Genomic DNA, 22,458 nt, shown 5'->3' with positions numbered 1-22,458 from the left:
GACCAGCGTTTTAGAGATAGATATTGATAGCACTCTATTTTCATGGATAGCTCTGAGGCAACGATTTATTGTTCAAATGCTCTTTGTCAAGTTCCCAGCTTTGAGAGCGATCGCTATTGCCTGCAATGTGGGGCTTTTTTGCCTAAGCATTATTTGTGGGCGATCGCTCAGCGATCGCCCATATTTTCACCTGGGGATCTGCTATCAGAGCGCTATGTGTGCAAACAGGGGTCGATCTTTTTGGACACAAAGCCTGGGTTGTTGCCAGAGTCCTTAGAAGAATTGCCCCATGGTGTGGTGTGCTATCAGCGGTTAGTGTCACATTGGCTGCATGTGCCACAAGTTTATGCATTGCTACCCAATCCCCAACTGCCCAGTTCTGTGGTTGTGCTGCTAGAAAATGCTCCGATTTATCCCGCTGATATCCAGATTGGCGGTGCGGTGCAATCTGGAGCGTTAATGCCAGGGTTAGAGGCGGTTTGGAGAGAGGCTAGTTCACTACAACAGCTTCATTGGTTTTGGCAAATGGCGCAGCTCTGGGAGCCGCTGAATCAGGAAGGCGTGGCGGCTAGCTTGTTGTCAACAGAAAATTTGCGCGTAGAGGGATCTTTGATTCGCCTCCTGAGCTTAGTGGGTGATTACCAGCCGTCGTCTTGCAGTTTGGTGGATTTGGGAACCTTTTGGCAGCAGTGGCAGTTCGGAGCGCAGACTGCGATCGCGCCCTTTTTGAGTGCCGTCTGTGAGCAAATGCAGCAAGGGCAGATTAGCCATAGCGAACAGTTGATTGGATTGTTCGATCAAGCGATCGCGGTGTGGAGTCAGGCGCAATCCCGCGTGGTGGAATTTGCCACTTTAACGGATCAAGGACCCACTCGTCAGCGCAACGAAGATGCTTGCTACCCTGCCAGTGGCATGACGCAATCAGTCAGGCTCGCTCCAGCCCCAAACGCCGTCAATTCAACGGCTTTGGTGGTGGTTTGCGATGGGATTGGCGGACATGAAGGTGGAAACATTGCCTCTAATTTAGCGATCGCAACTGTGCAGCAGCGGCTGCAACCCATACTGTCGGATGCTTCTAGCCCCGATGCCTTGACGCTGGAACTAAAACGAACCGCGATCGCAGCAAACGACACGATTGTTCAACGAAACGATACCGAGCGTCGCCAAGAGCGGCAGCGTATGGGCACAACGCTGGTGATGGCATTGGTACAAAACCATGAGCTATACCTGACCCATGTGGGAGACAGCCGCGCCTATCGCATCACCCGCACAGGCTGCCATCAAGTAACCTTAGACGATGACCTCGCTTCACGAGAAGTGCGGATGGGCTATGGACTGTACCGAGATGCTTTACGACAGCCCAGTTCAGGCTCTTTGGTGCAGGCGTTAGGGATGAATGCTTCCATGCTGCATCCCACTGTTCAGCGCTTTATTTTAGATGAAGAGTGTTTGTTTTTGCTGTGCTCGGATGGGTTAAGCGACAACGATCTGATTGAAGAGTACTGGCAAACTATGTTAGTGCCAGTACTGGAGGGCACGTTAAACGTACCAACCGCTGTACGGCAGTTAGTGGCGATCGCCAATCAACAAAATGGGCATGACAACGTCACCGTTGGGCTACTTCACTGTCGCGTTGATTCAACGCCTCCATCCAGTGAGGCTGAGCTTCGCTGGTCCGAATCTCTGGCAAAATTATCTGCGATTCCTGTAAGGAGCGTTTCACGAATTTCTGCTGACAGAACTCCCGTGACCGAGACTCATTTAGCTACGGCGCAGTCACCTATTAATTCCACACTCAAAACCCAGCTTAAAAAGCCAGCGCGAAAGTCAGAGTTTGCGCGATCGCGCCCTAGCCTCTTTCCCTGGCTATTGGGATTACTCATCCTGTTAGGAGCCGCTGGTTCGACGCTGGTCTGGCTGTTTCCCAGTATCGGTAGCCGACTATTTCCAGCGATAGAAAGCACCGCTGGTTCTCCTGATAGCGTCCCTGCGAGTCCCGCTCCCAGTGCCTCCAGTGTTGCTTCTCCTAGCCCCAGTGTTGCTGCATCTCCTTTTTTGACGACTCAATCGCGGGTGTTAGTCAATCGTGGTGCGGTTGATGGTGTGGGTCAAGCTCCAGTGCGTCTCCAATCTCAGCTTGCTAGCACAGCCGAATCAGGTCAGCCTTTATCACGCCTGATTTCGATTCCCGTGGGGACAGTGTTGGAAGTGGCTGCTGTGCAAGTGCGCTTGGATCAACGTTGGCTACAGCTTAAAGTGTGCTCTCTGCCTACAGCAGCGAGGACTACGGATCAAGCAACACCCTTTGGTCAACCGGGCGATGCCGGATGGATACAAGAAACCGCGATCGCGCCCTTGGTCACCTCTAACATCAGCCTCACTCCTGTGCAATTGGGTGCCTGTGCTGCTAAACGCCAAACAGCCACCCCATCTATAGAAACTAACTGAGGACTGCAATTTCTTTCCAAACACCGATTAGACTGATAGAACGAATAATTACAGAAGATACTAAAAAGCTCTCTATTTTGAATTGGGCTACATTGCTTACGAATGCCGTTACCTGAAAGCCCCTACTTGAGTTTGGCAGTGACCCCGTTACAGATTTCTGGCGCGGCGCACTTCGCAATTCACGTAACCAAAGCGCCCTATCCCGGTGGGCTTGCCCTACATAATTGCATTTGGACTGATTCCCTGAGTCAATTATGGCAAGTGTGGCAAGAAATGTTTTTCACCCACCCCCTGCCACCCTATCCGCTTGAGCAGACTGCACTGCCCGATATTTCCTCAGACTCCAATCAACCAGGAGGGATGTCTGCGCGATTGATGCAAACGTTGGGTGTCAGCCTATGGCAATGGTTATTTGATGGCTCAATTATGGTGAGCATTAATCAAAGTCGTGGTATTGCGATCGGGCAAGGAAATCCTCTCAGATTACAGATTGAAATTCGCGATCCTATGCTAATTTCCTTACCCTGGGAAATTATGCAAGAATCCCCCGGCACTCCAGCCATTTCCCTAAGCCAAAACATTTTGTTTAGTCGCACCACCAGCGATGTCTCTGCATTACCGCCCTCTCGCCCTGAAACCGCGCTCAAAATCCTGTTAGTTCAAGGACAGGCTTCTGATAGCAACGGCATGGGGCTTACTAAAGAAACCCTGCCCATGCTGAAGCTAGAGCAAGAAGCAGACCTGTTAGCGCAAGTGTTAAAAAGCTCTGGCAACTCAGGCATTGGAGGTTCCAAAGACATTCCTTGTGAAGTCCGAACACTGGTTCAACCCACTCCAATTGAGCTGATTCAGGCACTTGAAACGCGCAATTACAACGTAATGTTTTACGCCGGGCATGGGATGCCGGGTCCCGATGGAGGCGTGTTATTTGTCCGTCCAGATATGCCTTTGAATGGCACAGAGTTAGCTCAGGTGTTGACTCGATGCCAGGTAAAACTAGCGGTATTCAATGCTTGTTGGGGTGCCCAGTCTGACCACTACTATCGCAACGATGCAACGATGCCGGGGGGGAAAATATCTCAACCTATGCCCCGCAGCAGCCTTGCTGAGGTGCTAATTCATCATGGGGTGCCTGCCGTATTGGGGATGCGTAACTCGATAACGGATCAGGAGGCGCTGAGCTTTATTCAAGAATTTGCCAAAGCATTAGCGGAACGGAAACCGATTGATCAGGCGGTTGCGATCGCCCGTCAACATCTACTAGCAGTGTATAAATTCAATCAGCAAGCCTGGACGTTGCCCGTGCTGTATATGCACCCTGAATTTGATGGAGAATTGCTTACGCCGATTGCATCCATCGCACCCGGACATACTCAGATTGGAGTAGAATCATCCACCTCCGTTGCCTGTCTGCGATCGCTGCAAGATAACCGCGTTTGGCAAATTCGCGGCGGATACATGACCATTGGCAGAAGCCCAGATAATGACCTGATTTTGCGAGAAGATGAAGCGGGAGCCTCGCGTGAACACGCCATGATTCTACGCCGAGAAAGTCAGGGAACGCTTGACGATGTCACCTACTTTCTCCGGGATGTTTCCCGCTTTGGCACTTGGGTTTCCTTAGATGATAAAAGATGGCAAAGAGTGCATCAACAGGAAGTTCTGCTGATGCCAGGAAGCCAGATCAAATTTGGCAGCTCTCAAAACAATCCCCTAGAGTTTACGATTCTCAGTACGTCTGAACCCCCACCATCCAGCTAATCAGAGTCTTGTGGTTAAAAAGAAAACTCCTAATCCCAATCCTACCGAGCGATTTATTTATCGCGAATTTGGTGCCTCTGAAAACTCAGAGGCGCTACAACGTGGTGTTCCCGATCTGCCGCCGAATCAGCAAAGCCCACGGGTAGAGACTTCCAGCAAAGGTCGTAAAGGAAAAACTGTGACCATTATTCGCGGTTTTCAGGCAAATCCAGAGACCTTGACCGACCTGCTAAAAAAACTGAAAAATCTGTGTGGTGCAGGCGGCACCCTCAAGGAGAATGAACTTGAAATTCAAGGTGACCACAAGCAAAGAATTGTTCAATATTTACAGCAGTTGGGCTACAAAGCGAAAGGGAGCGGGGGATAGGAAGTACGGAGTTGAGAGTACGGAGTACTTAAATCGCACTTCGCACTTCGCACTTCATACCCCGCACCCGTACTTCGCACCTTGTACCCCGTACTTTTCCTTTCTGGAGCCATCCCTTGCCTGACACCATCACCCGCGTTCAGCCACCTTTGGAGTTTCTTCCTCCTATTTTCAATCCCATCGTGCGGCGGTTGGTGAGTTGGGCATTTCCTTTTTTGACTCGCTCTCAGACTACGGTGCGCCAAATCGAAGCAGAAAACGTAGAAACGCTGGTTGATCTTTATCGTCAATTTCAAGATGGCAAAATTCGGTTTTTACTCGCTTTTCGCCATCCCAGTGCCACCGATCCTTATTGTGTAGGGCAATTGATCTGGAGATTGGTGCCTCAAGTTGCTAAACAGCAGGGGATTTCGCTGAAACGTCCGGTGCATTCTTATTTCATGTACGATCGCGGCATTCCAATTTGGGCAGGGTCTTGGGTTACTTGGCTTTACCCACGACTGGGCGGCATTCCCATTCGTCGCGGCAAGATTGACCTAATGGGGCTGAAAACTGCCCGCACTCTCTTCGCCAACGGAGACTTCCCCCTAGCGGCGGCTCCTGAAGGGGCTACAAACGGACACAACGAAATTATTAGTCCGTTAGAGCCGGGAGTGAGCCAGCTTGGTTTTTGGTGCGTGGAAGATATGGTCAAAGAGAAGCGATCGGAGCAAGTTTTTATCTTGCCTATTGGGATTGAATATCGCTATGTCACGCCTCCCTGGGCAGCAGTGGAAAAAATTATCACTCAGCTTGAGATAGACACTGGCATAAAAGCCCCAGAGATGAGCCAAGCACAACGATTGGACGAGTCTACTCTGTATAAACGGTTATATTGTTTGGGTGAACATCTGCTATCCGTGATGGAAGCTTTCTATACGCGGTTTTATCACAAAGCTTTGTCAGTTCCAGTACCCATTCCAGATCAACACAGCGCTGGCTCAACAGCTTCGTCAATGCCCTCGTATGAAGCCTTTTCAGCACGACTGAAGGCTTTGTTAAATGCAGCTCTACAGGTTGCAGAAGATTATTTCAACCTGCAACCTAGAGGTAGCGTTATAGATCGCTGCCGTCGGTTGGAACAAGCCGGGTGGGATTGCATCTATCGAGAGGACATAAAGCTTGAAACTGCCTCCCCGCTTGAAAAAGGGCTAGCCGATCGCGTTGCCGAAGAAGCCGATTTGCGCGTGTGGCATATGCGACTAGTGGAAAGTTTCGTGGCGGTCACTGGTAATTATGTGAACGAAAGACCGACTATAGACCGTTTTGCCGAAACAACGCTCTTGATTTGGGACATGGTTTGCCGGATTAAAGGAAGAAATTCGTTTGAACGACCTAAGTTAGGCAACCAGAAAGCGTTTCTCAAGATTGGAAAACCCATTTCTGTATCTGATCGGTGGGACGCTTATCAAGGTGGGCGAAAAAATGCGAAACAAGCCGTCACAGATCTAACCCAAGATTTGCAGATTGCGTTGGAAAGTATGCTGACGAAACAGTAAATGTCGCTTCGGTGTTCGACATTCGCCAATACGATTGACACGATAGCTTCAGGGAGATAAATCCTACTTTATAGCCCTCATATCACTGCCCTAAACCCTCTCCCATGCGGGAAAGGGGCTTCAATACTGAATAATCCGACCTGATGTAAAGGGGTGAATGACACCCTGGGGCGATCGCACTAACAACCTGCCCTGATCATCAAATCCAACGGCTTGCCCTGAAATCGATTCTCCATTCAGTTCGAGAGTAATGGAGCGATCGCGTAATCCATCGCGTTGATGTAATTCGGGAAATAAAGGAACAATCCCATCGAATCGGGATGAATCCCAGTGTTGAACAACAATATCTCGCACCTGCATCAAATAATGCCGCGATCGCTCCAGCAAATCTAACTCTTCGGGCACCGTAGAGATTTCATGCAGGCTAATCGCGTTACCGACCTGATCGGGAGATAATTCAGCTTGAACAAAGTCAACACAGCGGTTGAGTCCAATGCCCACAACAACCCGCGTCTGTCCAGAACGACTCCCCGAAGTAGCTTCACACAAAATTCCAGCTACTTTGCGTCCGGCAATCAACACATCATTGGACCACTTCAAGCACAATCGTCCGCGTTGGTCGGGAAGCAAATCTTCAATCGCGTGAATCACAGCTAACCCGATGACCAAACTTAACCCTGATAGTTGAGGCATGGGAAAATCGAGAATAAAACTTGCGGTTAGCACACCCATTGGCGAATGCCAGGTGCGCCCATGTTGTCCGCGTCCTGCGGTTTGACGGCGCGTAAACACAACGGCTCCATGAGGTAAGCGATCGGCGTGCGTCGTTGCCCAGGTGTTGGTACTGGGACAACTGTCAACCCAATGCAGCCAGCCAGGTAAATCCATTGGATCAGGATTGCCAGACGCAGGAAATGGAATTAGGGCTTCCCTATGTTTCACATGTTCCCCTTTCCACATCTTCAACTCTTTAATTCTTTGCCGCCTGACCGCTGACATTGTCAAGATTGACTGACTGCGGCATGACCGATGCCTGGGGTAGGCATTGCATGGCTTTGAGTTTGATTATATAATCATCAAAGTTTTATCTGACATATATCTAAATAGTCAATGAACAGGAATTTGCTTCTAGGGTTCCGATTTAGCCGTTTATTCAGCTAAGTGACTGGTCCGAGAGAAGCAGCTAACTCAAAATTCTGTTGAGAATGCTGAGTTGGTCACACGGCGGGAAAAAAGCCCGGGAGAGCCATACAGAGTTAAGTCTCTGTTGGAAACTCCTGGGCTTTGCATTTGAGTCAGTGGCTGCTCCAGTTCCAAAAGCTAGGTAAAACTTCTGGGGTCTCAACTGAATTATTCACCGTCAATAGGAGACTTTTATGGTGCAAGCATCTGTTTCGCCAGATTCTGGTCTATCCAATCCAGCCGCAATTGATCCAGGGCTGATTTTATTGGATGAGACCCTGCCGGGTAGCGCCTATTGGCATGGCGTGATCAAGCGAGGAAACACCTTGCGTGTAACGGATTTAGCAGGATCTCAGGGCGTTTCGCTGATTTGCTACAACGCAGATAATGCGATGGAGCGGCTGAACGTCGCTGATACTGCAAAAATCCAGTTCAATGCCTTCTTAAAAAAGGGCATGGTGATTTACTCCGATATGGGGAGAGTTTTGTTTTCGGTTACAGAAGACACCTCTGGCTATCACGATCTATTTGGAGGATGCAGTCATACTGCAAGCAACGCTACCAAGTATGGAGATGGCGAGTTTTGGGTAAATTCCCGCGATAACTTCCGCAGAGCGGTGACGCGATATGGCTTGAGCAAAAAAGATGTGATGCCCAATATTAATTTGTTTACGCAGGTAGCGATCGCGCCAGACGGCAAAATGAGTTTTGTCGAAGGGCATGAGCAACCGGGAAGTTTTATCGATCTTCGCGCCGAAATGAATGTGTTGGTAGTTTTATCGAACTGCCCTCATGTGCTGCATCCTAGTAATACCTATGAGCCAAAACCCATTCAAGTGACCGTCTGGAACTCTCCGGCGATCGCAGCCGATGATGTCTGTCGATCTGCGAATCCTGAAGCAACTCGTGGCTTCATCAATACCGATGCTTTATTTGCTCAATAGTTTACCAGCCGCATTTGTTAGGACTGAATCATGACGCTTACGATTGAACCTGTTCTCGACCCCAAAACAGCCATTTATGACGAGGTGCTTCCTGCTAGACATCCTTGGTCACGGGTCATTCAGAAAGGGCAAATTCTTCGGATTGAAGATTTGGGTGGCAACCAAGCCGTTGATTTTCTAGTTTACAATGCCGATGATCCCTCTGAGCGCTACAGTGCGCAAGATACAACCGTTACCCAAGGCAATCTTTATTTGAATACAGGTAGCAAACTGATATCAAATGATGGTCGAGTGATGATGACGATCTTGAAAGATACCTGTGGACGGCATGACACATCGGGCGGTGCTTGTAGCTGTGAAAGTAACTCGGTACGCTTTGGGCTAGATAAAAAATATCAACACGCCTGTGTCGAAAACTTTCTCACAGCTTTAGCACCCTATGGCTTGGGCAAACGGGATCTGGTCAGCAACATCAACTTTTTTATGAATGTCCCTGTTTCAGAGGATGGCACCTTAGAAATTGTTGATGGCATTTCTGCCCCTGGCAGCATAATCGATTTGCAGGCGGAAATGAATGCGATCGTTGCCATTTCTAACTGTCCACAAATCAATAATCCCTGTAATGCTTACAACCCTACGCCAATCCGACTAATTATTTGGGATGCGGCATAAAGGGATAGAAATAGGGGATGACGCGATGTGTAACGTCCCCTCTCACCTCAAATCCCTCTTCCTAAGCAGGAGAGGGATTTTGATTATTACCTTCTCTCAAGGCAAGAGAAGGAGCTAGGACTGGGGAGTGCCTTTAGTTGCACATCCGGTGAGTGGATTAAAGACTAACCCTACTTCTGTTTGATGTTTTCAGCACTTACTGAGAAAGCTTTCATGTTCAACAAAGTTTTGATTGCTAATCGGGGTGAAATTGCCTGCCGTGTAATTCGGACGCTCGATCGCCTGGGAATTGCTAGTGTTGCAGTCTATTCAGAAGCGGATGCGCCTACTCAGCATGTTTCAATGGCGACAGAGGCCGTGTGTATTGGCGCGGCTCCTGTTGCAGAAAGCTATCTCAAGGGCGATCGCATTCTAGAAGTGGCACAGCAAACTGGAGCGCAGGCAATTCATCCCGGCTACGGTTTTTTGAGCGAGAACATCGAGTTTGCAGAAGCCTGTGAAGCCGCCGGGATTGCATTCATTGGTCCTACGCCACAACACATTCGCCAATTTGGTCTAAAGCACACTGCTCGTGAATTAGCAGAGCAAAATCAGGTGCCATTAGTCCCTGGAACGGGTCTGTTGAAGGATATAAAGCAGGCACAACAGTTAGCAGCAGAAATCACTTATCCAGTGATGCTGAAAAGTACCGCAGGCGGGGGCGGCATTGGAATGCAGGTCTGCTTGAACGAAACAGAGCTAACGGATGGGTTTGAGAAAGTACAACGTTTGAGCCAAACCAACTTTAAGCAAAGCGGTGTTTTTCTAGAAAAATATATTCAAGCAGCACGACATATTGAAGTGCAAATTTTTGGGGATGGCGCTGGTGCTGTGATTGCGCTCGGAGAGCGGGACTGCTCAACTCAACGCCGCAATCAAAAAGTGATCGAGGAAACTCCTGCACCGGGCATCAGTGATGCACTACGGCAGCAACTTTATGACTGTGCTGTGCGATTAGGGCAGGCGGCAAATTATCGCTCCGCAGGCACGGTTGAGTTTGTATTTGCTGTAACCACACAACAGTTCTACTTTTTGGAAGTCAACACGCGGCTCCAGGTCGAACATGGAGTGACTGAAACGGTCAGCAAAATTGACCTGGTGGAATGGATGGTACGCCTCGCAGCAGGCGATTCCACATTTCTAAAAAATTATCAACATCAATCCCGAGGGCATTCAATCCAAGTACGGATTTATGCCGAAGATGCGAACAAGAATTTTCAGCCGAGTTCTGGGTTATTGAGTGCTGTTCGGTTTCCAGATAATATTCGCTGCGATCGCTGGATTGAAGCTGGAACAGAGGTTACGCCATTCTATGATCCGCTGTTGGCAAAGGTGATTGTCCAGGGAGAGGATAGAGAAGCGGCGATCGCCCAACTTCAAACCGCTTTACAGGAATCAGAAATCGCTGGGATTGAAACGAACCTAGAGTATCTGCGTCAGGTCATCGCCAGTCCCGCATTTATTCAAGGAAGCATCAGCACTCGCTATCTCAACACTTTTGAATATAAGCCACGCACGATCGATGTTCTCGACTCTGGCACTTACACTACCGTTCAAGATTATCCCGGACGGATCGGCTATTGGGATATTGGGGTGCCGCCATCAGGACCCATGGATCATCTGGCATTTCGTCTCGCGAACCGGATATTGGGTAACGCTGAATCGGCAGCAGGACTAGAATGCACGGTCACAGGTCCGACCTTGCGATTTAACTGCAATACAGTTATCTGCCTCACAGGTGCCGTCATGCAAGCCACGCTCAACGGTCAGCCTGTACCCTATTGGACATCGATTCCCGTTAACGCAGGCAGCACCCTTAAGCTTAAAACCATTCAAGGACATGGATATCGCACTTATCTTGCCATCCAGCACGGATTTGATGTTCCTGATTATTTGGGCAGTAAAGCAACGTTCACACTCGGCAAATTTGGCGGACATGCGGGACGCACCTTACGGACTGGAGATGTTCTGCATCTCTATCAAGTCGATGATCAAGCGCAGGAGATCAATGAGCAACGCCCGCCTCAATTAATTCCGCAGTACACAAATGCGTGGGAAATTGGTGTTCTCTACGGTCCTCATGGCGCACCCGATTTCTTCACAGATAGTGATATTGAGATGCTTTTCTCAACACATTGGACGATCCATCACAACTCAGCCCGAACCGGTATTCGCCTCATTGGTCCTAAACCAGAGTGGGCGCGATCGGATGGCGGTGAAGCTGGTTTACATCCCTCCAACATTCATGACAATGCATACGCGATCGGCACCATTGACTTTACAGGCGATATGCCAATCATTCTGGCTTACGATGGTCCCAGCCTAGGTGGATTTGTTTGTCCTATCACGATCGCCCAAGCTGAACTTTGGAAAATTGGACAACTCAAACCAGGTGATACGGTTCAGTTCTATCGCCTCACACTTGAGGAAGCTCTTCAGCGTGAGTTAACGCAAGATCGTCAGATTGAAATGCTGAAAAGTGGAGAATTGGAGGGGAAAAGTGGAGAAGTAGAGAAGTTAAGAAGTCGAGAGATCGATGCTGTAAATATCATCAACACTCCTTTACCACTCCACTCTCCCATACTCCACCAAATCCCTGAATCATCTACTCAAATTGCGGTTACTTATCGACAGGCGGGCGACAAATTTTTGTTGATTGAGTATGGCCCACTGGTGCTGGATCTCAACTTGCGCTTTCGCGTTTATACATTGATGGAGTGGTTGAGGGCAAATCGATTAGCGGGAATCATTGATCTCACACCGGGGATGCGATCGCTGCAAGTCCATTACGACAGTCGAGTGTTGCCAGTTCAAGCATTGCTGGATGCATTAATTGCAGCCGAGTCCGAGCTGCCAGCGATTGATGCATTGGAAGTGCCCACTCGAATTATACATTTGCCGCTGTCTTGGGATGACGAATCGACTCAACTAGCGATTCAAAAGTACATGCAATCGGTGCGATCGGATGCGCCCTGGTGTCCGAGCAATACCGAATTCATTCGGCGGATTAACGGACTTGACACGATTGAGCAAGTGCGAGAAATCGTCTTCAATGCTAGCTATTTAGTGATGGGGCTAGGCGATGTATATCTCGGCGCACCCGTTGCGACCCCGCTTGATCCGCGCCATCGCCTTGTCACCACAAAATATAATCCGGCTCGTACTTGGACTCCCGAAAATGCCGTGGGAATTGGGGGTGCCTATATGTGCATTTATGGCATGGAAGGTCCAGGAGGCTATCAGTTTGTGGGGCGCACGGTGCCTGTTTGGAATCGCTACAAGCAAACTGAGGATTTTGAGCAACCTTGGCTGCTGCGCTTTTTTGATCAAATTCGCTTCTTTCCAGTTTCGCCGGAAGAACTGTTGCGCTATCGAGAAGCAGTAATTCAGGGCAAAGTGAAGCTGCAGATTGAGGAAGAAACGTTTAGTCTGAGACAGTATCAGCAGTTTTTGAATGCGAATGCAGAAGATATCGCTGCCTTTAGAGTCAAACAACGAGCTGCGTTTGCGGCGGAACGCGATCGCTGGGCGACTGCTGGAGAATTTACTCGTCAAGATGTGGAAGTATTAGAGCAACCAGAAGTCCCTGAGATCGTTCTTCCCAATGATGTTGAAGCGATCGTGGCTCATGTGTCTGCCAATGTGTGGCAGGTGTTGGTGCAACCCGGCGATCGCGTGGCAGAGGGCGATCAGTTGATCATCCTCGAAGCGATGAAAATGGAAATTGCAGTCCTTGCCGATAGTGCTGGCACGATTACCCAGGTGTTTTGTCAACCAGGACAAACGGTGACGGCTGGGCAACTTTTGGCGGCAATCCAATCGGATGAAACAGAGCATTAAAGCAGTCTATGAAATGACTCAACAAAAACGGGTGTTGATATTGGGTGGCACAGGCGATGCCGTGGAGCTAGCTGGGAAAATCGCTGAAATCCCGGAAGTGGAAGTCATCAACTCTTTAGCAGGGCGAACTCAGCAGCCTATCGTGCCATCCGAGAACACAAGGATTGGGGGTTTTGGAGGAATTGCAGGATTAACAGCTTATTTGCGAGAACAGCAGATTGATTGGCTAATTGATGCCACTCATCCATTTGCGGCTCAAATTTCGTTGAATGCTGCTGCTGCTGCCACAGCGGTGAATATTCCCCACTTGATGTTGATTCGTTCGGCATGGAACCCTGTAGCAGGAGATGATTGGATCGAGGTTGAAAGTAATGCAGCAGCGGCAGCAGTATTGCCAGGATTAGCCCAGCGGATCTTTCTGACGATTGGTCGCCAAGAACTGGCTGCCTTTGCCCACCTTAAAATTTGGTTTCTGATGCGGATGATCGATCCCCCCTTGCCCGATACGACTGTGCCACCAGGGAAGTTATTGCTGGCTCGCGGACCTTTTTCACTGGAGAATGAACGATCGCTGTTGCAGCAGTATGAGATTGGGGCGATCGTCAGCAAAAACAGCGGCGGGACTGCGACCTACGCCAAAATCATTGCCGCACGCGAATTAGGAATTCCAGTGGTGATGGTGCAGCGCCCACCCCTTCCACCCGGAGAAAAAGTTGCCGATGTAGAAACCGCTCTCTCTTGGCTCAGAGACAGGATATCAAAATAATCGCTGAGTTCTTGCCCTTAATTTTTCACTACGACCCACTGCGTGATGGGAGCCATTGCTTTCCAACCCAGAAATTTGCCGACCGGTTCTGCCCGTTGAATTGCCATCCGACTTAGTTGACCGCCTAATTCACGCTGCCACTGAAAGAGCAGGTATTCGCTTTCAACCGTGACGGCATTCGCAACCAGACGACCGCCTGAATGTAGCGATCGCCAGCAAGTTTCTAATAACTCTGGCGTAGTCAAGCCACCCCCAATGAAAATTGCATCGGGTTCTGGTAATCCTTTAAGGGCGATCGGGGCGGCTCCGGCAACAATGGTGAGATTGGGAGTCCCTAGGGCGATCGCATTATCAGCAATATATTGCAGGCGAGTCGGATGCTGTTCAATGGCGATTGCTCGACAGCGGCGATCGCTCCTCAGCCATTCAATGGCGATCGAGCCACAGCCCGCGCCCACGTCCCAGAGCAATTGTCCCGGTAAGGGGGCAAGGGCAGAGAGAGTAATGGCGCGAACTTCGCGCTTGGTGAGTTGCCCGTCGTGGTGATAAGCGGTGTCGGGGAGTCCGGGGAGAAGGGTAGAGGGGTGGAGGGGTGGAGGGGTGGAGGGCAAACAGGTGATGGCGATCGTGTTGAGGTCGGCAAGGTCGGTGGTAGTCCAGGTGGAGGCGGTGCCGGAGGTGATACGTTCGTAGGTGCCGCCCATGCGTTCCAGGACGGTGATTTGACTATCGCCAAAGCCTTGCTGGATTAGAAGTTTGGCAACAGTTATTGGAGTCGATTTATCTGCGCTTAACACTAATATTCGTGCTTCTGGATAGAGTAGGGCATTTAACAAAGCGGGATTGCGACCACACAGGCTGAGGGTTTCAATCTCGGTCAGCGACCAGCCCAAACGGGCACAGGCAAGGCTAAAAGCAGAGGGAGCCGGAACGATGGTTATCTCTGAGATCGCAATCCGATGAGTCAGAGTCACACCAATGCCATAGCACATCGGATCGCCACTTGCCAAAACACAGATTGCCTGTCCCCGACGCTGAATAATCTGATTCACCGAGTCTTCAATGGGAGCAGTCCAAAGAAGCTTTTCTCGTGTATCTTCTGGAGGCAACATTGCCAAATGGCGATCGCCCCCGACGAAGACAGTGGCTTGATCGAGGAGAGATCGCCCCACCATGCTCAACCCCTCTAACCCATCCTCTCCAATGCCGACAATCGACAGCCATTTTTGCCTGAAATCTTTGCTGCTCATGTTTTAAGAAAGGTTGGAGGAATAAAGGTTATCACATCGTCTATGCTATGCTTCTCAGGCTTAGCGTTGGGAAAGTTCGGTGTGATTCCGGTACTGTGCCGCAACTGTAATACGATTTTAGGGCGGTGATTTTAGAGCTTAGAGTGGAAGTTGCTAACCCAATTTCAATTCAAAGTCCAAAATCTCAAATCCAAAATTGATTGAGTCAGAATGCCAACCTCAAGCATGTTCTAAAGAACACGCGACTGTCGATTCTCTGCGTCGCACAGGGAAGGAGGGGAATGGTGAATGAAGTAGCTCAATCAATTGTTTGTCCAGGGTTGTTTTACAACACTCCTGCCCAGGATGCCTATCTAATTCGCATCCGCACACCCGGTGGGTGGCTAAATCAACAGCAAGGACGAGCGATCGCGGAACTTTTCACAGAACTTGCTACTGTTGCCGCGTGGAACAAGAAAACGATTCAAGTTACGAATCGGGCAAACCTGCAAGTTCGCTCCATTCATCCACCGACTCCAGAAATTTTTCAAACATTACAAGATCTTGGCTTAGCGGCTCAAAATCGGAGTGTCGATCATCTGCGTAACTTGATGACCAGCCCTACCGCAGGGATTGATTCTCAGGAACTGATTGATACCCGTCCGTTGGTTTTAGCACTGGATACTTACATTCGGAGTCATCCAGAACTGGCTGGATTGCCTGCCAAGTTTAGTGTGGGTATTGATGGTGGAGGGGCGGTTGGCATTGGCACTCGTTCTCCAATTCCGTGGGAACACCGCTACAACGAGATCCAGCTATCGGCAGTTTTGGTTCATCAAGCCAACCATTCAATCGATCTACCAGCAGGTGTGTATTTTCGATTGGCATTGGGATCTGAAAAACAACTGCGCAACACCTCAGTATTGATTAAACCGGATGAATGTGTACCCGTAGTAGGGGCGCTGGCAGCCGTTTATCTGGACTATGTGAATCAGAACGATGGGAATCAGAGCTGCCAATCGCCGAAAAAACCGCGCATGAGAGATTTGCTACAAGATTGGGGAGTAGACCGTTATCTCCAGCGGGTCAGTGGCTATCTTCCGCAGCCTCTCCGTCAAGTAACCCATTGCCCAATGCCACTTCCGACCCAACCCTATGGACATCTAGGCATTCACCCGCAACGTAGCCTTTTGGGAAGCGTGGGACGAGCCTTATCGGTTTCCAAAACTGTTGCAGCCGGAGTGTCTTACATGGGAATGAGTCTGCAATTAGGGCAATTGACGGCTGCTCAACTGCTGGGATTGGTGGAATTGTCTACAACGTTTGGTAGGGGTGATCTTCGATTGACTCCCTGGCAAACGGTGATTCTCCCCGATATTCCCAATGAACGGGTGACTGAAGTTGTGCAAACTCTCGCATCACTAGGATTATCTACACGCCGCGATCGCCCGGATGCCGCGATCGCGGCGTGTGCTGGGAAACCAGGCTGCGCAGCATCGGCAACTGAGACTCAACCTCACGCGATCGCCCTGGCAAATCATCTGAACCGACAGTTAAAGCTGGAGTGCCCTGTCAATATCCATCTAACAGGCTGTGAAAAATCCTGCGCTCAACCCAGTCCGGCTGAAATCACACTTTTGGGTACCACATTTGAGCAATCTGGTGAGATCGTTGAGGGCTATCACATTTACATTGGCGATGACCAGGAATCATTAAAATATCATCTTGGCAACGCGATCGCCGCTGATATTCCATCACTGATGGAGCAACTACTGCATCTGTATCAACAGCACCAGAAAACACACAATGAATCATTTAGAGAATTCGCTAGCCGCCAGGCGATTTTAGATCTAAAAGCACTGATGACTTCCTCAAAACTCGAAACTTCAACCGTTAAACTGCATGATTGACTATATTCGCAATGGCGATGACATCTATCGAAAATCTTTTTCTATCATTCGTTCTGAAGCTAAGTTAGATCGCTTTCCTGCTGATTTAGCTCATGTGGCAGTGCGGCTCATTCACGCGTGTGGCATGACAGATATCGTGCAAGATCTAGCCGCTTCGACGGATGCAGTCCAGGCAGGACGAGATGCTCTGGCATTGGGTGCGCCGATTTTTTGCGACTCGCAAATGGTGGCAAATGGAATTACGCGCAAGCGGTTACCCGCGAATAATGAAATTATTTGTACGCTGAATCATCCCGATGTTCCGGAGATGGCACAGCGGATTGACAATACGAGATCGGCGGCGGCACTCGACCTGTGGCAACCTCTAATGGCAGGTGCAGTGGTCGCGATCGGTAATGCCCCCACCGCCTTATTTTATCTACTGGAACTGTTAGATAAAGGTGCGCCCAAACCTGCGCTGATTTTGGGCTTTCCGGTGGGATTTGTCGGAGCAGCAGAATCGAAAGCAGAACTTGCAGCCGACAGTCGTGGGGTGCCGTTTCTTACCCTGCATGGGCGACGGGGCGGCAGTGCGATCGCGGTAGCAGCGGTAAATGCATTAGCAAAGGAGAATGAACTATGACTGAACTAGGACGGCTGTATGGCTTGGGGATTGGTCCAGGCGATCCAGAATTACTGACGCTAAAGGCTCACCGGATTTTGACGACCGTTCCGGTGATTGCCTACCCGACGATGGAAAACGGCAAAGTGCTGGCACGGGCGATCGTGGCTGGGTTCATTCGTCCCGATCAAATTGAACTTCCGATGCCACTCCCGTTTAGCGTGGAGCGATCGTCGCAGCCCTATTACGATATTGCCGCCGAGAAAATTGCGGAACACTTAACCGCTGGGCAAGATGTGGCGGTGCTGTGTGAAGGTGAGCCGATGCTGTATGGCTCTTTTATGTATCTCTTTCAGCGATTAGCAGGGCGGTTTCCGACTGAAGTGGTGCCGGGAATTTCTTCCACAATGGCGAGTGCGGCAATGTTGGGTGCGCCGATTACCTTCCGCAATGATGTGTTGAGCATTATGCCTGCCACATTGGATGCGGCGACTCTGCGCGATCGCCTTGCGGTGGTGGATGCGGCAGTGATCATCAAGCTGGGCAGACATTTTGCCAAAGTTCGCACGGTTCTCGATGAGTTAGGGTTATTGGATCGCGCCCTTTACATTGAACGGGCAACCCAACCCACTCAGCGAATTGTGGCGATCGCCGAGGTCGATCCAGTTGAAGTGCCTTACTGGTCGTTGATTCTGATTCCTAGCCAAACCCAACCAACATGAAGCCGCCTGCGATCGTTATTTTGGGAGAAGCCAGCATTTCTGTTGCCCATCAAATTCAGACTGCACTGCCTGAAGCGCTGGTGTATGGCTTGGCGGATCGTGTCCAATCTAAAGTGATTACTTATGAAAACTTTGGTGAAACGGTTCGAGAATTGTTTCAGGCTGGAATGCCCATCATTGGGGTTTGTGCAGCAGGAATCCTCATCCGCACGATCGCCCCGTTGCTCACGAATAAATGGCAAGAACCACCCGTATTAGCGATCGCGGAAGATGGGAGTGCTGTCGTTCCCTTGTTAGGCGGGTTGCAGGGTGTGAACGATTTGGCTCGTCAACTTGCGGCAGTGTTGCACGTTGCTCCCGCGATTACGACCACCGGTGATATTCGATTCCGCACCACATTACTATCGCCACCGCCCGCATACACACTGGTGAATCCCGATGATGCTAAGACCTTTATTGCAGATTTGCTGGCGGGCGTGACCGTCAAACTCATCGGTGAAGCACCTTGGTTAGAAAATAGTCGTTTGCCCTTCGCCGAGGCGGGAAAGCTGACAATTCAAATTCTGCCAAAGAGCCAGTCTGAACCAACATCAACACTGAGTAAAGATTGTTTAGTGTATGAGTTTAATAGCGATTTAATTGAACCAAACCGAGGAAAACTGGCGATTGTGGGGACAGGTCCTGGATCGGCAGAGTGGATGTCTCCAGAAGTGAAAGAGATTCTAGAATCGGCAACGGACTGGGTCGGTTACAAAACCTATCTCGATTTGGCAGAACCCTTGCGGAAAACCCAGACCATCCGCCATGAATCGGATAATCGGGTGGAACTCGATCGCGCCCGTTTCGCGTTGGATTTAGCCGCACAAAACCGAACCGTGGCGATCGTCTCCTCTGGCGACCCAGGAATTTATGCCATGGCTGCTGCCGTGTTTGAAGTACTGGAGCGCGAGGCAAAATCAGAATGGCAAGCGCTTGAGATTCAGGTTTGTCCAGGAATTTCGGCAATGCAGGCAGCCGCAGCCCAAGTCGGCGCACCGCTGGGACATGATTTTTGCGCGATCTCCCTCTCCGATATTCTCAAACCCTGGGACGTGATCGCCCAGCGGATTGCAGCAGCAGCACAGGCAGATTTCGCGATCGCCTTCTACAATCCCGTCTCCAAACAGCGCACCTGGCAATTGGAAAAAGCCAAAGCCATTTTGTTGCAGTGGCGATCGCCCGAAACTCCTGTTGTGCTGGCATGCAATCTGGGTAGACCGGGACAAACGGTGACGGTTAAATCCCTCGATCAGTTGGCGATCGAAGATGCCGATATGCGTACCGTGATTTTGATTGGCTCCAGCAAAACTCGGATGATTCAACAGCGCCAAGGAAAACAATGGGTGTATACGCCTCGATCCTATTAACGCCTGAAAATTGGACTTAAGGTAAAGGGGGAAAGAGTCCAGAAGTAGATAATTTGATGGCATCAGGTAGATTAAGCAACTTATGGCAATAGTAATTGCAGGTGAACGGAGCGGTGTCGGGAAAACAACTGTCACGCTGGCGCTGTTGGCGGCGCTATGTCAGCGAGGCTCCTCGCGGGTGCAGTCCTTTAAAGTCGGACCTGATTACATCGATCCGATGTTTCATCAGTTTGTCACCGGGCGCGCCTGTCGCAATCTCGATCCGGTTCTCACTTCGGAATCTTATGTAATTGAGTGTTTTCAGCAGCACTGCCAATCCGCTGACTATGCCTTGGTGGAAGGCGTGATGGGATTATTTGATGGAGTAACGGGCAAAGATGATTGGGCAAGTACGGCGCATATTGCACGACTTTTGGGATTACCGATTGCTCTGGTACTCAATTGCAGTAGCACCTCTCGTTCAATCGCCGCGATCGCCCATGGTTACACCACCTTTGACCCTCGGCTAACCTTTGCCGGAGTTTTCTTAAACCGGGTCGGTAGCGATCGTCACCTGGAACTCCTCCAAGATGCCCTCGCACCGCTCAACTTGCCTATTCTCGGAGTCCTGCGGCGACAAGACGAAATCACCGTTCCCGATCGCCATCTTGGACTCATTCCCACCGCTGAACTCCCCCAGCTTAGAACCGTGATCGATCACCTCGCCCACCTTGGCGAAACGTTCAACTGGAGCGTCCTCTCTTCTCTGCTCCACGATCCCTCCACATCTTCTCTTCGTCCTCGTCCCCTCGATCCCTCCACTCCTCCACTCCTCCACCCTCACCCTCCCCGACTCGCCATTGCCCGAGATCGCGCCTTCAGCTTCTACTATGCCGACAACCTGGATCTGCTACAGGCGGCTGGTTTTGAACTTGTGGAATGGAGTCCAATCAGCGATCGCGCCCTCCCAGAAAACATCCAGGGACTCTATTTTGGCGGCGGCTTTCCAGAAGTATTTGCAGCGGCATTGAGTGACAATCAAACGGCGCGTCAGGCAGTCAAAGCAGCGATCGCAACAGGAATGCCCACCTATGCAGAATGTGGAGGATTGATGTATTTATGCGATCGCATAATTGATTTTGAAGCGCAGGCGTATTCAATGGTGGGAATTTTGCCGACAGCAGCGCAGATGGGTAAACGTCTGACTTTAGGGTATCGACAAGCAACCGCACAGCGAGCCACGCCTTTAATTGCAGCGGGCGAAATCATTTGGGGACATGAATTTCATCGTTCTCACTTGACCTCGGAGCCAGAACAGCCATTGTTTGCAATGCAAAACTATAACGGCACTTTGCATCAAACTGAAGGATGGCAACGGTTGCAAGTTCACGCGTCCTATCTGCATCTCCACTTTGGCGGGAAGCCCCTGTTGATTCAGCGCTTGCTTCAACAGTGCCAGCACTATCAAAATGCGCTTCTGCCCAATAGCTTTACATAGCAGTGAAAATGGTGGTCAGCACCTATACTGTTGGCTGACACGGTAAAAGGACGGTGAAGGTCGTGCCAACACCAACTTCACTGATTACATCAATCTGCCCTTGATGGAGTTCTACACACCGCTTCACGATCGCCAATCCCAATCCTGTGCCTTGAATGGATTGAGCGTTGGAAGCTCGAAAGAACGATTCAAACAGTTGAGCCTGCTCTGGTTGAGGAATTCCAAGCCCCTGATCTTGCACCCGAAAAATCACGGTCTGTCCACCCGTACCATAGCTATAGTCGAAATGAATTCTTCCACCGATTGGCGAATACTTGATGGCATTGTTCAATAAATTGGAAAAAATTAGGCGTAGAAGATTTCCATCTATCCAGGTTTCCAGACCATCATCTGGATGGGTAAATACCAACTCGTGAGACTCAGAAAGATGGGGAGAGCATTCTTCTAGCACTTCCTGGCACAACTGCTGTAAATTCACCAGGGCGGGCGTAAAGTGTAAACGCTCTGCTTCAACCCGTCCCATAATCAGCACATCTTCCATCAGTTGAGTCATCTGTTGAACGGAGGTTTTGATCCGATCTACATAAGTTTTCATTTTTTCATCAAACAGCGTTTCCCCACGCAGGTTTAGCAATTCGGCAGCAGTTCGGATCACTGCTAAGGGATTGCGAAACTCGTGAGAGACGGTTGAAATAAATTGCGATTTTAGTTGATTAAGTTCTTGTTCTTTTTCTAATGCTTTCTGCAATAACTCACTCTGGCGGTAAGCAGTCATGTCCCAGAACACTATCACCACGCCGCCGATCGCCCCTAGTTGCCGAGGTAAAGGAGAAGCACTATCCCCAATTGGAATGCGATCGCCGTTCCGATTGATCAAGGCAGTAAATTCGTTGAGAAAGGCAACTTCCTGCGTTTTTAGGACTTGAGCCACGGGATGATCGGTCGGCAGACCCGTCACTTCATCGATAAGCTGTAGCACCTCAGCCGCATCTTTGCCAAAGGCTTCTGTTTCTCGCCAGCCCGTTAAGGCTTCTGCCGCCGGATTCATGAAGGTGACCAATCCCTGTTCATCGGTCGCAATGACAGCATCATTCATGGAGCGCAGTAGCGTTGCCAAGTACGCCCGATTAGCTCGGAGTTCCTTGTCTACCTGATGCTTAAATAGTGCCAGCTCAACTGCAACTCGCAGTTCTCCCGGACTGAATGGTTTAACGACATATCCCAGGGGGAGGGTATTTTTTGCCCGTTGCAGCGTATTTTCATCAGCATACGCTGTTAGAAACACGATCGGAATATCCTGCTGACTGCAAATCTGGCTGGCGGCAGTGATTCCATCCATCTCGCCTTTCAACACCACATCCATCAACACCAGATCGGGGTGAGTACTGGCGGCTTTGGCGATCGCGGCTGCTCCAGAAGATGCTGTGCCCACGACAGTGTAGCCAAGCTGGGTTAGTTGATTGGTGATTGTGCGGGCAACGATGATCTCATCCTCAACCACTAAAATTTTGGCTTGTCCCATTTAATATTTTTCTAAGGGTAGAAGTTCGCGGCTT

The 22,458-nt window shown here is 50.0% G+C and carries 16 protein-coding genes and 1 riboswitch; of the genes, 13 read left to right on the top strand and 3 right to left on the bottom strand.

The window, feature by feature from the left end; translation table 11 throughout:
• Positions 1–42: 42 nt before the first annotated feature.
• From JOY44_RS13370 to JOY44_RS13355, 4 genes are all read left to right on the top strand, one after another.
• The gene (locus JOY44_RS13370) at positions 43–2,448 is read left to right on the top strand and encodes a protein phosphatase 2C domain-containing protein (RefSeq protein WP_171574216.1); all 2,406 of its coding nucleotides are present in this window, start codon (positions 43–45) and stop codon (positions 2,446–2,448) included.
• Positions 2,449–2,550: 102 nt separating this feature from the next.
• Positions 2,551–4,209 carry a CHAT domain-containing protein gene (locus JOY44_RS13365; protein ID WP_171574215.1) on the top strand — a complete coding sequence of 553 codons (1,659 nt, stop codon included), beginning with the start codon at positions 2,551–2,553 and terminating at the stop codon, positions 4,207–4,209.
• A 10-nt stretch (positions 4,210–4,219) separates the two neighbouring features.
• The gene (locus tag JOY44_RS13360) at positions 4,220–4,576 is read left to right on the top strand and encodes a translation initiation factor (protein WP_171574214.1); all 357 of its coding nucleotides are present in this window, start codon (positions 4,220–4,222) and stop codon (positions 4,574–4,576) included.
• 116 nt (positions 4,577–4,692) lie between these two features.
• A complete protein-coding gene (locus tag JOY44_RS13355; protein ID WP_171574213.1) occupies positions 4,693–6,114 on the top strand; it encodes a 1-acyl-sn-glycerol-3-phosphate acyltransferase in 1,422 nt (473 codons plus the stop codon).
• Positions 6,115–6,234: 120 nt separating this feature from the next.
• On the opposite strand, the gene JOY44_RS13350 is transcribed toward JOY44_RS13355, so the two are convergent.
• Complete coding sequence (locus JOY44_RS13350) at positions 6,235–7,056, bottom strand: biotin--[acetyl-CoA-carboxylase] ligase (RefSeq protein WP_197985300.1); 822 nt, start codon at positions 7,054–7,056, stop codon at positions 6,235–6,237.
• Between the two features lie 175 nt (positions 7,057–7,231).
• Positions 7,232–7,360: riboswitch (guanidine-I (ykkC/yxkD leader) on the top strand.
• Positions 7,361–7,490: 130 nt separating this feature from the next.
• Here JOY44_RS13350 and JOY44_RS13345 point away from each other — a divergent pair.
• The 4 genes from JOY44_RS13345 to JOY44_RS13330 all read left to right on the top strand — a co-directional run bounded on the left by JOY44_RS13345 (position 7,491) and on the right by JOY44_RS13330 (position 13,557).
• Entirely contained in the window at positions 7,491–8,240 is a 750-nt protein-coding gene (locus JOY44_RS13345; protein WP_171574212.1) for an urea amidolyase associated protein UAAP1, read from the top strand.
• Positions 8,241–8,270: 30 nt separating this feature from the next.
• Entirely contained in the window at positions 8,271–8,912 is a 642-nt protein-coding gene (locus JOY44_RS13340; protein ID WP_171574211.1) for an urea amidolyase associated protein UAAP2, read from the top strand.
• Positions 8,913–9,125: 213 nt separating this feature from the next.
• The gene (gene uca / locus JOY44_RS13335) at positions 9,126–12,791 is read left to right on the top strand and encodes an urea carboxylase (protein WP_171574210.1); all 3,666 of its coding nucleotides are present in this window, start codon (positions 9,126–9,128) and stop codon (positions 12,789–12,791) included.
• Positions 12,792–12,804: 13 nt separating this feature from the next.
• A complete protein-coding gene (locus JOY44_RS13330; RefSeq protein WP_171575974.1) occupies positions 12,805–13,557 on the top strand; it encodes a cobalt-precorrin-6A reductase in 753 nt (250 codons plus the stop codon).
• 17 nt (positions 13,558–13,574) lie between these two features.
• Here the strand turns inward: JOY44_RS13330 and cbiE are convergent, their stop codons facing one another.
• On the bottom strand, positions 13,575–14,807 hold the full coding sequence (cbiE, locus tag JOY44_RS13325) for a precorrin-6y C5,15-methyltransferase (decarboxylating) subunit CbiE (RefSeq protein ID WP_171574209.1): 1,233 nt from the start codon (positions 14,805–14,807) through the stop codon (positions 13,575–13,577).
• A gap of 281 nt (positions 14,808–15,088) precedes the next feature.
• Between cbiE and cobG the strand changes: the two genes are divergently transcribed.
• The 5 genes from cobG to JOY44_RS13300 all read left to right on the top strand — a co-directional run bounded on the left by cobG (position 15,089) and on the right by JOY44_RS13300 (position 20,902).
• A complete protein-coding gene (gene cobG, locus JOY44_RS13320) occupies positions 15,089–16,696 on the top strand; it encodes a precorrin-3B synthase (RefSeq protein ID WP_197985299.1) in 1,608 nt (535 codons plus the stop codon).
• Positions 16,689–17,318 (top strand): precorrin-8X methylmutase, encoded by a 630-nt coding sequence (locus JOY44_RS13315; RefSeq protein ID WP_197985298.1) that lies wholly within the window; start codon positions 16,689–16,691, stop codon positions 17,316–17,318. Before cobG ends, JOY44_RS13315 begins: the two co-directional genes overlap by 8 nt.
• Complete coding sequence (locus JOY44_RS13310) at positions 17,315–18,019, top strand: precorrin-2 C(20)-methyltransferase (RefSeq protein ID WP_171574208.1); 705 nt, start codon at positions 17,315–17,317, stop codon at positions 18,017–18,019. Before JOY44_RS13315 ends, JOY44_RS13310 begins: the two co-directional genes overlap by 4 nt.
• Positions 18,016–19,425: a precorrin-3B C(17)-methyltransferase gene (cobJ, locus tag JOY44_RS13305; protein WP_171574207.1), complete on the top strand. Its 1,410-nt coding sequence runs from the start codon at positions 18,016–18,018 to the stop codon at positions 19,423–19,425. The genes JOY44_RS13310 and cobJ overlap by 4 nt, the downstream gene beginning before the upstream one ends.
• Before the next feature lie 82 nt (positions 19,426–19,507).
• Positions 19,508–20,902: a cobyrinate a,c-diamide synthase gene (locus JOY44_RS13300; RefSeq protein ID WP_171574206.1), complete on the top strand. Its 1,395-nt coding sequence runs from the start codon at positions 19,508–19,510 to the stop codon at positions 20,900–20,902.
• Positions 20,903–20,924: 22 nt separating this feature from the next.
• Here the strand turns inward: JOY44_RS13300 and JOY44_RS13295 are convergent, their stop codons facing one another.
• Positions 20,925–22,424, bottom strand: a complete 1,500-nt coding sequence (locus JOY44_RS13295) for a sensor histidine kinase (protein WP_171574205.1) — start codon at positions 22,422–22,424, stop codon at positions 20,925–20,927.
• Positions 22,425–22,458: the final 34 nt, after the last annotated feature.

The organism is Leptolyngbya sp. Cla-17, assembly GCF_016807185.1.
In the GTDB taxonomy this organism is placed as follows: Bacteria; Cyanobacteriota; Cyanobacteriia; order Leptolyngbyales; family Leptolyngbyaceae; genus ULC077BIN1.
The sequence above is the reverse complement of the archived record's forward strand: the minus strand, read 5'-3'. Positions and strand labels throughout refer to the sequence as shown.